Genomic DNA, 12,125 nt, shown 5'->3' with positions numbered 1-12,125 from the left:
GACACACATAGCGGTGATCTTCGCGGACACCTCGACCGCGAAGATCACCGCCAGCTGATCACGCCATGCAGCCGATCAATTACCCAACACTTTCTTAGCGGCCGGGCCGTTCCAGCAGCACCGGCTGGATCCCGGCGCGAGATCGGCGCCAGCCGTCCATCGCCCGCACGTCCCCGGAGAGGGCGTAGCGGCGGCAGGGGAGGGGTTCCTCGGTGGTGATGCCGTGTCGTTCGCGAGGCGGGCGAGGCCGGCGTCCGCGGCCTGGCGGTCGGAGGCACAGGCCGGTACAGCGAGGGCGAGCACATTGATCCCGAGCTGAGCGACGCGCTGCTGGGTGATCGCGTCGCGGCCGGCGCTCACGTGTCGGCGCCAGGCTTCGGCGGTGATGCCGTCCGGGGTGGGGCCGGTCTGCGGCTCGATGGCCGGGGTGTCGGGCGGCGCCCCGGTAGCCCTGGCCGGAGCCGCTGGCCGAGCCGGACCGCCTGCTGCCGACCCGCGCCAGCTGCATTGGGTTCGCCAGGCACGGGAGCAGCTGGCCTCCGACCCGCACCACCTCGGGCCTGCGCAGCCACCGCGGCACGGCGGCGTGGACGTTTTACATCGACCAGGGGCCGCCTGGCGGATCCACTGTGCGTGGGCGTGCGGCGGCCGGGACGGCGGCGTCGGCACGGTGTTGCGGGTGGGCCCGCACCTGTAGGCGGGGCGTCGGTGGGCGGGCCGACCCGGCCGTGGACGGTCCGTCCAACCCTCGTCCCGTGGTGGCGGTGCCCGGGTGAGGCGGGCGGAGCGGTGGATTCTCGGGAAGTCCCGGGGGCGTGTCGGGCGTGGCCGTAGCATCTGAGTATCTGTACGGATGCGGAGCGCACACTGCCTGCCTAGCATTCCGTGGGGAGCGGGGGCTGGGCATTCATCTTCGGGGAGGGGAACCCACGTGGCTGACAACGCCACTGCGAACGTCGTGGTGAAGGCGGCGGATCTGCGGGCGTCCGCAGGTATCGCGAAGGGACTGGGAGAGGAGCTGGACGCGCCGGTCCGGATCGCGGTGACCACCAGCGAGACCGTCGCTGGCCAGCTCACCGGCTGGTCGATCGCCGGCGGGCTGGGGCAGCTGGGGAGCGGCTGGTCGAAGCCGCTCGCCGACCTGCGTCGGCGTCTTGCGGACACCGCGACCAACCTGGACGCCAACGCCGCGGCCCACGAGGCCACCGAGCGCGCGGTCGCCGGTACGTTGGCTGCACCGCAGGCGGGCAAGTGAGCCTCTACGCGCTCCTGATGAAGTTCGACCCCCACGGCCTGCACGACGCAGCGAAGGCCTGGACGGCGCTGGGGCACGCGGTGGAGAGCGCCGGCCAGCGCCACCGCAGCCAGGTCAACGGGCCGCTGGCCGGCAACTGGGAAGGCGACGACGCCAAGGCCGCAGTCTCGTTCATGGGGAAGACCGAGCAGCAGCTGAGCATCGTCAAGATGGAAGCGGGCACCGCCGCCCTGGTCCTCAACACCGTCGCCGACCGGATGCACCAGGCGCAGACCAACCTCACCAACGCCGTGAACCGGGCCGTGGACGCCGGCCTGAACGTGTCCGCCGACGGAGTCGTCAACCTCCCGCCCGAGGGGGAGGGCGAGCACAACGACCCGGACGCGCAGAAGGCGCGCCAGCAGCTCGGCTGGGACATGAAGGGCTTCCAGAGCCGGATCGACGCCGCGCTGAAGGACGCCCAGACCGCCAGCGACCAAGGCAATACGGCCCTGGGACGGCTCAGCTCGGGCGCCCTCGACCCGGCCAAGGTGAACGGGGCGCTCGCCGGGGCGAAGAACGCGGCCGCCGCCGCGATGCAGGACCTCGGACTGGTCGATCCCTACATTCCGGACGGCAAGGACCCGGAGCAGTCCGCGGCGTGGTGGAAGGGACTGACCCCCGAGCAGCAGGACGCCTATCTGGCCCTGCACCCCGACCGGATCGGCACGCTGGACGGGCTGCCCGCGACCGTCCGCGACGAGGCAAACCGCCTGGTCCTCGACGAGAAGCTGGACGCCTACCGCACCGGAAGGCCCGGCGACTTCGGTGTCGACGAGGACGAGTACAACGCGCGGATCAGGGCGATGGAGGAGATCAGGAGGAAGCTGACGGCGTCCGACGGGAACCCCGAGAAGCACCAGATGTTCCTCCTGGGAATCGATCCCGACGCGCACAACGGCCGGGCCGTCGTCTCGACGGGAAACCCCGACAAAGCGCAGCACACGGCGATCTTCGTGCCGGGCACCGGGACCGTGCTCGCCGGAGTGCCGGGGCAGATGGACCACATCCGGCGTCTGCAGAAGGCGGCCGAGGACGAACGCAACGGGGACGTGGCCGTCGTGTCGTGGCTGGGCTACGAGACACCGAACTGGCTGAACGGCACCGTGGCCCAGACCGACCGGGGGGACGCGGGGGCGCCGCTCCTGCGCAACTTCACCAAGGGCCTGCGGGTGGCCGAGGGCGACAACGGCGTCTGTTCGCACCTGACCCTGATGGGACACAGCTACGGGACCTATGTCGTGGGCGCGGCCGCGCGGGACGGTGGCGTGAACGCCGACGACATCATCGCGCTGGGCAGCCCCGGCATGGGGGTCGACAGGGCCTCGGAGCTCAACATCGACCCGAAGCACGTCTGGGTCGGCACGGCCAAGGACGACTTCATCCAGACGGCCACCGGCACTGTGTTCGGCGAGGGCCCCCAGTACGGGATATTCGGGGCCCAGCACATCAAGGTCGACACCGCCGGACACGGCGGCTACTGGAACATGGGCCCCGGCGGGGCAAGCGAAACCCTCCTCAACCAGGGACGGATCATCGCCGGCCGCCCGCCGACCCTCGCCCCCACCATCCCGCACTGACCCCGCAGCCGGTCCAGTCGACCGCCGACCCTGGAGCACCATGACTGCCAGCGCATCCCGCACCTCCGCGCGGATCACCGCCGCCGCGCTCCTGATCGCGCTGCTCGGCGGGTGCTCGTCCGCCCATCCCGACAGGAGTGACCCGCCACCCGTGAAGTCCAAGGCCGACGCCCAGACCTGGGCCCAGCAGATCACCGAGCACATGGCCCGCACCGCCGGGATCGAGCCCGACCCGGCGACCGTCGACGCGCTCTTCACCCCGTGCACCGGGAAGAACGGCGAGAGCGCCTCCGACGACCGGTACATCCTGATGTACAGCGTCGACAGCCACGTGCCGCGCGCCCAGCACCCGGAAGCGGTCCGGAGGATCCGCGACATGCTGATCGGCGAGGGCCTGACAGAGGAGGGCTATCGCGAAACCGTGGACGGCAAGCCGGACGCCCTCGTCGACGCCTTCCACCCCAGCAGTCGGTACACCGCGACCGCGTCCACCGCGGGCACCGGCGACCTCATGTACCTGCGGGTCATCACACCGTGCCTGCTTCCCCCGTCTGAAGGCTCCACCCCCTGAACCTCTGGAAGCTCGAGCCGGTGGATCCAGGGTGGGACAGGCCTAGGACAGTCCCACCCTGTTCTGCCTAGTCAGAGCATGCAGCGGTGAGCTGGGACAGGGGCGGGACATCGGGCCGGCTACCGTCTCGGGGCGGCGCCGTCGATCGCGGCGAGCAGCCGGGCGTGGACGGCGGTGGCCGCTTCCCGGGTCGCCGGGTCCTCGCTCTTCAGCTGGGGGCGATCAGTTCCGCGGCCGCGGCGAGGACCGGCACCGGCACGGTGGCTTCGCGCAGGTGGAGGAGCTGGGAGGCGGCGCGCTCGGCGGGGGTGGCCTGGGCGCGGGCGTCGGGGATCAGGGAGGTGAGGCCCCGCGGGAGGTGCTGGCTGCTGGTCACCCGGCCCATTCTTCCGTGCCCCGGGCATCGGTGATCACCATGGCCGGTCGCCGGGTTCCTCGTCGGGCAGGGGGCCGTGGCGGTGGCGGGCTACGGCCTCCAGCAGCGCCTGGCGGGCCCGGCGCTGGCGGACGTCCTCGGTGCGGCCGGCGTCGGCGGCCCATTCAGGCAGCGGCCGGTCCTGCGCGGCCGCGGTGAGCGCGCGGCCCACCTCGCCGACGCCGCCGATGGCATCCCCATGCTGTCCGCCACCCCCACCGACGCCCTCACCCTCCTGCGCCTGGCGCTCGATCAGGGCCTCGCCGCCGCCGGGCAGGTCCGGCGGCTCCTTCCCGTCCACGGGTGATCCCGGTCCCGGGAAGACCAGGCTCTTGGCCAGGTCAAACCGGGCAGGATCCACGCGCCCGGTACGACGTCACACACGCGCTGAAGATCAACGACACGCCCTGCGGCGCCCGAACGGGCAGAACGGGCAGGATGCGCGAGCGGCTGCTCCGGCGGTGCTCGCGGCGCCTGGATGTGCTCGACGGTCGGGCACCAGGTCCGTCGGTGAACGGCTCGCCCGACCGGCGGTTGTACCGGGACCGACCCGCACCGCGCACCTGGCCAGCAGGTTTCTCCAGAGCCGCTGTGCCGCACATGCCGCAGGTAGCGATCTGGCCGTCGTCCGCCCGCTGCTCGCACGGTCGCCGCCCGGCCGTCTGCCGACCGGGCGGCGGGCCGCAGGAAAGGTCGCGGTCACGGCGGAGACCGACGTCCTGGATAACCCCGACACCCGCTCCGCCCACCGCCACCGGCGGCAGGGTGGCGGGCGGGAGGCGACAGGACGCCATCCGCTTCCGGACGGAAGCCCGAGGGTGTTACGCCGCGGTCGGGCAGACCAGGGTGACGATGGTGGGCGGGGTCAGGCTCTGGGCGGACTGGTAGGTGTCCGCGCCGTACTCGTAGTAGAAGTACTGCACCCAGAAGCCGAACTGAGCGCCGGTGGTGCAGTCCGAACCTGCGGTGAAGCGGTAGCCGAAGGCCACGGTGCGACTCTCGCCCGGCAGGATCGGCACCTGCGGGTGCATCAGGTTGAAGCTCGCGCTGTCGGGCACGGCACTGCACCAACTGGCGCCGCCCGCGCAGCTCACGAACTCGTGCCGGACCCCGGGCCACGAAGCGTTCACAGCGATGGAGTTCACCGTCGCGTAGAGGAAGGTCACCGGCTGGTCCTGGCGGTTGGTGAACGTCACACTCAGTGTGCCGATCTGGCCTGCTGTCAGGGTGGTGTCGTCAACGGTCGCCGTGAAGTGCGGCTGCGCGGTGTCGGCGGCGAAGGCCTGCCCGCCGAGACCCATCAGGGTGAGGAGGAGCGTCAGGACCGCGAGGAGGCGCGCACGCCCCATCGCCGAGGCGGTGATCGACATGGACGCCCAGCGTAGGGATCCACCTCCCCGCCGTCTGCCCCGCGGCCGGAAAACCGGCCATGGTCGTTCCCGTGCGGCGCAGTCCCGAGTGAAAGGTGATCACGGATGATGCTTCGCGATGTCGGGTACAGCGACGTCGAGAACCACGCCGGGAACGGTGTGACCAGCGGATGATGGCCGAGTCGGACGGTTCCGCCGGGCGATGCAACGAGCTGTCGCCACCACCCCGGATCCTGGCTGGCCACGGCCGGTCACCCCGGCAGGTGGCGCTACGGCCGCAGGTCGGCACGCTTCGACCCCGGGTCCCGGGACGCTCCGCTGTCCGCCAACAACGGGGAGCATCTCGGTCCGCGCCCCTCCACAGACGGGGACAGGAAGCTGACCGGCCACCAGACCGCGCCCCTGGACGCGCTCACCCGGCATGCCGAGACCGTCACCGGCTGACCCGCCCCGCGAGACCCCGCCGTCCCGGCCCATAGAGACCGCACACACCTCGGCCCTGCCGAGCGCTGCTCCGGCTATGCGGTCGCGCCCTCCGCCGGCTCGCCGACGTGCTTGAGTCGGCGGGCGGCGACCCGGTCCTCGCCCGACAGCCCGGCCCAGAACTCGTCCGCGACCGGCGTGTCGCTGCTGCTCCCGGCGATGACCGCCACGTCTTACCAGTGGCGCTGACCCTTCTCGCAAGAGTCCCCGTGCGACTTTGCACCGTAGGCGACCAGAGTTGTCGCTACTTGGCCGCCCAGAAGGCAGATCGTGATCGGCGGGGCCGGTGTTCCTGGGAACGGAAAGGCGCCGGAGGGTGCGGCGCGCCATAGTGCGGGAGTGACCGCGATTCCCTCCCGCCTGGACCTGCCCGCCCGCCGCCATGCCCGGCTGATCGCCGCCCTGACCACGGCGATCGGTGCCTGCGCGTCGGCGGCGCAGGCGCTGTACCAGCCGGTCGCCGACGCCCCGCCCGGGTAGGACGCGGTCGTGGTGGACCCCCTGCCGGTCGTCTACCTCGGCCACACGGCCGCCCCGCTTCTGGAGGCGGCCCGGGCCGAGGACGAGGCCCGGTGGCCGGCCGCCGTCGCACGCGAGCGGGAGCGGGCCCGGCGGACCAGTGCCGCGAGGGTGGCGCTGGCGCGGGCACAGGTGATCGTGGAGGAGCCCGGGGTGTCCTGGCCTGTTCCGCTGCCGAGCGTGGAGCGGAGTGCGGTTGTCGACCTGGCGGGCGCCGGTGGCGAGGTCGCGGAGCTGTGGCGCGACGATCAGGCGAAGGCGGCCGGCCTGGTGCGCGAGCTTGCGGCCGGCGGGGAGTTCACGGCGGTTGAGGTCCTGGACGCGGCGCTCGATGCGGCCATCGGTGCCGCTCTGCCGGCCCTGGCCGAGGCGGGCACGGCGTCCAATCCGAGCATGATGGCCGAGCACTGTCTGGGAGCCGTCCCGTGCTTGGCGCTCGCGGTGGCCCTGGCATCCGCGGACATCGACTGAGCGGCCGGCCGGGTCGCGGACAGCGGTCGAGAGGGCGGCCCGCACTCGGGCCGCCCCTCGCCGTTGTGGTGCTTCGGCGGCCGGCGCTCGGCCACCCTCACCGAGGTGGCTCGACAACGCGTACTTCGCCCCTGGGCGGCTGGTGAGTTTCGTCTCGGACCCGGTGAATTTCGGGTCTCGTAGCAGGTCAGCGGCCGGTGAGAGCGCGGCGGTCTTCGGCATGACGGCTCCCACTCGGCCCCGCCGCCGGCCCGGTGCCGCTTTTGCCGATGACCGCTGCCGCCTACCAGGGGGCTGAACGCACCGGGCCCAGCCGGGTATCGCAGCGTCCCCGACGGGGACGGGCTTTCGCCGGAACCGCTCGCCGGACACCATGGAACCGGGATACTCGTCCTCGTGACGACGAAGAGCCCGGCGGGCCTGGAGCTGCCCCGGATCCTGCCCGGCAACCCGGCCTGGATCCAGCACGCCGCCTCCCTCGCCGAAGTTCTCCGTCTGACCGCCGCGGCGGCCTACGTCCGCCCGCACGCGTACCCGCTCCCGGCCCTGACCCTGGAGACGGCGGTGTTCGAAGACTGGCACCCCGCCGCCGGGGCCGTTTCGCGTCGGGGACGGCCTACCGCGCCACTCGCCAGTCGAGGCGGTGCTTTCCGGGGGCATGCCGCTGGGTGTCCGGGACGAAGTGGTGGAACGGCCGGCCGGTGGTCAGGCTGTCGGTCAGGTTGGTGAACATGTCCGCCGGGCTGGTGGCCCACAGGCCGCCCTCGGTGTCGCCCGAGCCGATACCCATCTCATACACGTGCCCGTAGGCGGGTCCCGGGAGGTGGTCCACGAAGAGCACGCCTCCGTCCATGGGGAGCGCGATAGGAACCCACCAGCGGGCGTGGCCGACCAGGGTGCCCCGGTCCTCGGGATCCCAGATGTCCGCTGGGAACAGCTCGACGTACCTTCGGTGGTACGTGAGGATGTGCTCTGCGGGGAGCAGTCGGTGTGCCAGTGGCAGGAAGGACCCCGCGGGAAGGTATCCCCGGAGGGTCGTGGCGCGACGCCGTCGTGCAGTTCGAGCAGTGCGCGCAGCTGGGGGTGCAGGGCGAAGCCGAGTCCGTCGGTCCGCAGGTCTGGCTGGCCGGTTTTCCCTTGGCAGGGAGCGATCCGGGAGAAGGCCAGCAGTTTCTTCTGGATCACGCTGCGGAGCACGGGAACTGGATCCTGTTCACCCCGGACGCATCGCTCGCCCTGACCGACCTCGGGGTCCTTCTGCGTGACCAGCGGGTCGGGGAAACGCGGCTCACACGACCGCTCTTCGTGAAGGAGGCGTGGCTGGAGTCGGAGTACTACCGAGACCGCCTTCCGCTGGAGGGTGTCATGGACTGATCTATCAGCGGCACACCAGGTGTGACCTGTCGATGGATTGGACCCGCTGGACGGTTTCGAGCCCAGGGTCGACCGCCGTGTACTGCAGGCCGCCCTGGCGGCCCCGCTTCCCGGGGACCGGCAGGGCGGCCTGTTCCTGGTCAGTCCCGGCGGGCGCCCTGGATGACCCGGTCGATGACGGCTGCGGCCTGTTCCGGGTGTCCTTCCAGCCACTTGCCGAGGTGTTCTTGGACGGCCTGTTCGACGCAGGCGCGCACGGCGGCGTTACCCAGCCAGCCGCGCGTGGAGCCCTCGAACTCGGGATGGTCGAGCTTCACCGACACGACCGCTGTCAGACCTTCGCCGATCCGATCGGCGTCAAGGTCGGGATCCGTCGCAGTCAGCAGCCGCCGCGGCCGTGCGTATGCGGTGACTGCGGCCGCTACCCCGTCGCGGAAGCCGCGCTCGTGTGTGCCGCCGTCAGTGGGCCGGCTGTTGGCGAAGCTCCGGACCCGCTCGTCGTGGGAGGCACGCCAACGCAGGGCCACCTCCACCGTCCCCGCCATCCGCGGTTCCTCCCGCTCGAAGCCGATGATGTGCGGATGAACGGGTTGCTCCTTCTGCTCGTCAAGGATGGCCACGAAGTCCCGCGCGCCGTCGGGGTACCGGAACCGCGCCGACCGGGACTCGCCCGGGAGGCGCTGATCGGTCAGAGAGATCTCCAAGCCCCGGTTCAGTAAAGCCAGTTCCCGGAAACGCTCGGCCAGCCCGTCGAACGAGAACTCCGCGGCCCCGAAGATCTCGGCATCGGGCCAGAAGGTGATGGTGGTCCCGCTACCGGTCGACGTGCCCGCCTCAGTGAGCGGGGTGGCGGCCAGCCCGCGCGCGTACTCCTGAACCCAGTGGGCTCCCCCGCGCCGCACTTCGGCCGTCATCCGGCTCGACAGGGCGTTGACGACGAAGGGTCCCACCCCGCAGAAGCCGAGCGTCACGTCGTGGCGGCCTCCGGTTGCCGGCCCGGTCTGAAACCGGGTCAGCAGGGCTTCGAGCCCGGAATTGCCGCTGGCTGCCGAGTCGTCGATACGGACACCCCGCCCGTCGTCGGCGACACGCACGGCGCCGTCGGGTGTGAGGGTGACGGCGACGCAGCTGGCGTGGCCGGCGAGGACCTCGTTCACGGCCCGGTCGGCGACCTCGAAGACCATGTGAAGCAGGCCGCGTTCGCCGGTCGAGCCGATGTACATCCCAGGCCGCTTCCGGATGGCTTCCCACCCCTCCAGCACCTGGATCTGGCTGGCGTCGTACTTGCTGGCTTCCTCGCTCATGATGTCCCCTCCGATGCTGTCCAGCAGAACTGCTCAGCCTAGGCGAATCCCTGGAAAACACCAGGTCAGGCCATATTTGCCGAGTGCGTAGACGGGCGGGTGAGAGCCTGCCTGGAGACGGTCGATCCCGAGGTCGCAAACTGGCGCCGGATCGCTGCCACGGGCCCGGCGAAGCCGCGTACGACACCGTTTTTGACGGCCTCGAGGTCCCCAATTTCTTCAATTTGCGCGTCAGCCCGGGACTCCATGTCTGTCGGCTTCGCCGCCGCACTGATCCGGTCCCTGACCGAGCACCGACGAGGCCGGACGGGGCCAGCCAGAACGCGCAGTCACATGTAGCCGGGCAGCATCCGGATCGCTGTCGATCTCCCGGGTGAGATGCTCGGCGTGTTGAAGCAGGAGGTCGCGCAGGGCCGCGTAGTGGGCCATTGGGTCTGGGTGAATGAGTTTGGCCCAGGTGCTGCTGCGGCGCTGGAGCCACGTGCTGCGGACCGGAGCTGGTTGAGCTGCTTCGATCGGTCGTGGCGCGAGGCGGGGCTCACCCTGGGTGACCTTGGCCCAGAGGAAGGCGGATGCCTCCTGCCGTTTCCGGTCGTCCATGATCGGCTGGAAGGGCCCGGGGACAGGAGGGAGGTGCTCGGTGATCTCCTTCCATAGGTCCAGGGGCAGGCGCCAGTTCCGGAGAACAAAACGGCGGTAGTGGTAGTCGATCGGGGCGGGGGCGACAAGTCCGCAACGGAGCCGACCGATGCCGCGGCGCCGACCTCGGCCGCAGGCCGGGAGACGCCCGGCCGTCGGAGGGAGCGCACCATGCCCAAGCTCAAGGCACTGAGCGGGGAACACCTGCCGCACCACCGCTACGTCGCCCAGGTCGTCACCGGCCGCGAAGAGATCGGCCGCGCGTGGGCCTGCGGCGGCGGGAACGCGCGGCGTGCTGCATCTCGGCCTCGGCCGAATGCCGACGCCCCGCGGCCAGGTCCTGGCGGACCCGCTTCACGGCGGTGAACACCCGGTAATAGGTCTCGTCGTACGCCTCGATCAGCTGGTGGGTCCACATCCCCGGGACGACGTCCCGGCCGAGGAGCTCCCGCTCGACCCCGTCGGCCTGCTCCCCGTGCCCGGCCCGGCGCAGCGTCCCCACCGCCTCGGCGAGCATCCGGTCGGCGCCGCCGGTCATCTGGTGCACCGCGTACAGTTGGCCGCGGGCCCGCTCGGTGTACTCCAGCGCCTTCGACAGCATCCCCAGCGCCTCGACGGTCGCGTCGTCCACCCCCGCCGGCCGGCGGTGCGCCTCGTCCGGCTCGTGCGCCCGGCTCCCGCCATCCCCGGCCTCGCTCACCGCCGCCTCCCGCCGCACTCGGAGGTCCGATCTGCCGGATCGGCACGTGAAATGGTTTGTCTGTCCCGGCCGTTAGGATTCCAGGGCCCGCACCCGCGTTCCGTCGAGTGAGCACCTCCACGAGCAGCGGTGCGGGGCTGTGGATTCATTTGCGAGAGCCCATGAGACGGTCCGCAGGTCGCGGGCCGTCCGTGACCAGTGGAGTTCGAACAGCATGAGACCTGGACGTCTGCGCCCCCACATGTACATAGGAGCCCTCCTCACAGTCGGGCTCCTGGCTGGCTGCTCCTCGTCGGACGGGTCGGCCGAGCCGACGCGTCCGGAGTCGTCGTCCGGCCGGCCCGCGCAGGGGAGCGCCGGCCCGAAGGAGTCGTCCCCGGCCTTCGCCACCCCGGCCGAGTGCGACGGTCTTCAGCTCAAGGGCGGTACGACCTTCGCCGGTTCGGCCCTGTCGAAGTGTCTGGTGGCCGCCCTGAAGGCATACGGATCGGGAACGGAGTCCGTGCAGTCGGGGGACGAGGCGGGGACCTCGCGGTTCGTCTTCGGGGACCATCCCGCGTTGGCCGGCTCGATGACGGGGCCGGAGGGGGAGAAGGCGTACGTCTTCAAGGGCGAGGACGAGTGGATCAGGACACCAGGGCTCGGCAAGTGGGTCAAGGGGGACAAGAACAGTAGTGACCCGCAGGAGCAGATCGTGGCTGCCACGGGGAAGCTCTACCGCGCGCTCGCCGATCCGGAGGTGACGGCCCAGATGGTCGCGTCGGCGCCGGAGTGGACCGTCGAGCAGGAGCGGCCTGTGATCTCCCTGGAGAACGGGGAGGACGTCACGGCGTGGCGGATCGTGAACAAGAAGCCGTACACGTTCCTGGGCGCGGCCGTGCGGGAGCACATTCTCTGGTTCGGGGACGACTTCACGCCCTACGGCGGCCAGGCCGAATCCCGGACGGGCGGCGTGCTGAGCACGACCACGCAGCACTTCTACGACCTGGGCAAGCCGGTGACGATCGAGGCGCCTGAATAGGCCCGCGGGCCCGCGAACCTGTCACGTCCTGCGTCCGGCGTCCCGGGGCGCGGGACGCCGGCGGACAGGCTCCTACAGCGGGACGACGACGAGGGCCGTATCGTCGTCGGCGCCCGCCGCCGGCAGCAGGTCCGCCAGCAGGGCGTCGGCGGGCGCCTCGTCTCCGCCTGCTCAGTCCTGACGACGAGGACTTCGTCGTTCAGGCGGCCACCACCCGCCCGGCCAAGCTCGGGCAGCCCTTCACCCGCTGGTCCATCCGCAAACTGCTGGCCTACCTGCGTCGGGTTCACGGCCAGGGCGGTGACGGGTGCGCTGGCCAGGAGCTTGCGGCTCTGCCACAGGCTCAGGCCGGTGACCATTCGGATCGCCCTCAGCGCTCCCGGC

At 71.3% G+C, this 12,125-nt stretch carries 14 protein-coding genes and 1 pseudogene; 8 read left to right on the top strand and 7 right to left on the bottom strand.

The annotated features are described in order from the left end of the window. The first annotated feature begins 931 nt into the window (after positions 1-931). Genes ACFVVU_RS38810 through ACFVVU_RS38800 form a run of 3 tightly spaced genes read left to right on the top strand, consistent with a single transcriptional unit; the run spans position 932 to position 3,445 of the window. Positions 932-1,255 carry a hypothetical protein gene (locus ACFVVU_RS38810; protein WP_387794552.1) on the top strand — a complete coding sequence of 108 codons (324 nt, stop codon included), beginning with the start codon at positions 932-934 and terminating at the stop codon, positions 1,253-1,255. A gap of 17 nt (positions 1,256-1,272) precedes the next feature. Beyond that, entirely contained in the window at positions 1,273-2,874 is a 1,602-nt protein-coding gene (locus tag ACFVVU_RS38805) for an alpha/beta hydrolase (protein WP_387794550.1), read from the top strand. Positions 2,875-2,914: 40 nt separating this feature from the next. Further along, on the top strand, positions 2,915-3,445 hold the full coding sequence (locus tag ACFVVU_RS38800; RefSeq protein ID WP_380684697.1) for a hypothetical protein: 531 nt from the start codon (positions 2,915-2,917) through the stop codon (positions 3,443-3,445). A 208-nt stretch (positions 3,446-3,653) separates the two neighbouring features. Here ACFVVU_RS38800 and ACFVVU_RS38795 read toward each other — a convergent pair whose 3' ends face one another. The 4 genes from ACFVVU_RS38795 to ACFVVU_RS38780 all read right to left on the bottom strand — a co-directional run bounded on the left by ACFVVU_RS38795 (position 3,654) and on the right by ACFVVU_RS38780 (position 5,883). Continuing rightward, the gene (locus ACFVVU_RS38795) at positions 3,654-3,821 is read right to left on the bottom strand and encodes a hypothetical protein (protein WP_387794549.1); all 168 of its coding nucleotides are present in this window, start codon (positions 3,819-3,821) and stop codon (positions 3,654-3,656) included. Positions 3,822-3,855: 34 nt separating this feature from the next. After that, positions 3,856-4,161 carry a hypothetical protein gene (locus ACFVVU_RS38790; RefSeq protein ID WP_387794547.1) on the bottom strand — a complete coding sequence of 102 codons (306 nt, stop codon included), beginning with the start codon at positions 4,159-4,161 and terminating at the stop codon, positions 3,856-3,858. 520 nt (positions 4,162-4,681) lie between these two features. Beyond that, positions 4,682-5,230 (bottom strand): hypothetical protein, encoded by a 549-nt coding sequence (locus tag ACFVVU_RS38785; protein WP_380682162.1) that lies wholly within the window; start codon positions 5,228-5,230, stop codon positions 4,682-4,684. A gap of 518 nt (positions 5,231-5,748) precedes the next feature. Next, positions 5,749-5,883: a hypothetical protein gene (locus ACFVVU_RS38780; protein WP_387794545.1), complete on the bottom strand. Its 135-nt coding sequence runs from the start codon at positions 5,881-5,883 to the stop codon at positions 5,749-5,751. Between the two features lie 169 nt (positions 5,884-6,052). Between ACFVVU_RS38780 and ACFVVU_RS38775 the strand changes: the two genes are divergently transcribed. Together ACFVVU_RS38775 and ACFVVU_RS38770 are read left to right on the top strand one after the other, a co-directional pair. Beyond that, entirely contained in the window at positions 6,053-6,193 is a 141-nt protein-coding gene (locus ACFVVU_RS38775; protein WP_387794543.1) for a hypothetical protein, read from the top strand. Between the two features lie 9 nt (positions 6,194-6,202). Then, the gene (locus ACFVVU_RS38770; RefSeq protein WP_387794541.1) at positions 6,203-6,703 is read left to right on the top strand and encodes a hypothetical protein; all 501 of its coding nucleotides are present in this window, start codon (positions 6,203-6,205) and stop codon (positions 6,701-6,703) included. 616 nt (positions 6,704-7,319) lie between these two features. On the opposite strand, the gene ACFVVU_RS38765 is transcribed toward ACFVVU_RS38770, so the two are convergent. Further along, on the bottom strand, positions 7,320-7,556 hold the full coding sequence (locus tag ACFVVU_RS38765; RefSeq protein ID WP_387794539.1) for a hypothetical protein: 237 nt from the start codon (positions 7,554-7,556) through the stop codon (positions 7,320-7,322). Between the two features lie 200 nt (positions 7,557-7,756). On the opposite strand from ACFVVU_RS38765, the gene ACFVVU_RS38760 reads away from it, so the two are divergent. Continuing rightward, on the top strand, positions 7,757-8,077 hold the full coding sequence (locus ACFVVU_RS38760; RefSeq protein ID WP_387794538.1) for a hypothetical protein: 321 nt from the start codon (positions 7,757-7,759) through the stop codon (positions 8,075-8,077). A gap of 140 nt (positions 8,078-8,217) precedes the next feature. Here the strand turns inward: ACFVVU_RS38760 and ACFVVU_RS38755 are convergent, their stop codons facing one another. Both ACFVVU_RS38755 and ACFVVU_RS38750 read right to left on the bottom strand, forming a co-directional pair. Further along, positions 8,218-9,381: an ATP-binding protein gene (locus ACFVVU_RS38755; RefSeq protein ID WP_387794536.1), complete on the bottom strand. Its 1,164-nt coding sequence runs from the start codon at positions 9,379-9,381 to the stop codon at positions 8,218-8,220. Positions 9,382-10,255: 874 nt separating this feature from the next. Further along, positions 10,256-10,720 carry a hypothetical protein gene (locus tag ACFVVU_RS38750; RefSeq protein ID WP_387794534.1) on the bottom strand — a complete coding sequence of 155 codons (465 nt, stop codon included), beginning with the start codon at positions 10,718-10,720 and terminating at the stop codon, positions 10,256-10,258. A 214-nt stretch (positions 10,721-10,934) separates the two neighbouring features. On the opposite strand from ACFVVU_RS38750, the gene ACFVVU_RS38745 reads away from it, so the two are divergent. After that, positions 10,935-11,741, top strand: a complete 807-nt coding sequence (locus tag ACFVVU_RS38745) for a hypothetical protein (RefSeq protein ID WP_387794533.1) — start codon at positions 10,935-10,937, stop codon at positions 11,739-11,741. Between the two features lie 158 nt (positions 11,742-11,899). Beyond that, a pseudogene (locus ACFVVU_RS38740) lies at positions 11,900-12,037 on the top strand (IS630 family transposase); the annotation flags it as partial. Positions 12,038-12,125 lie beyond the last annotated feature (88 nt).

It is taken from the genome of Kitasatospora sp. NPDC057965, from assembly GCF_042887135.1.
Classification (GTDB): domain Bacteria; phylum Actinomycetota; class Actinomycetes; order Streptomycetales; family Streptomycetaceae; genus Kitasatospora.
Note: the sequence above shows the minus strand (reverse complement) of the source record. Positions and strands in the feature narration are given on the sequence as shown.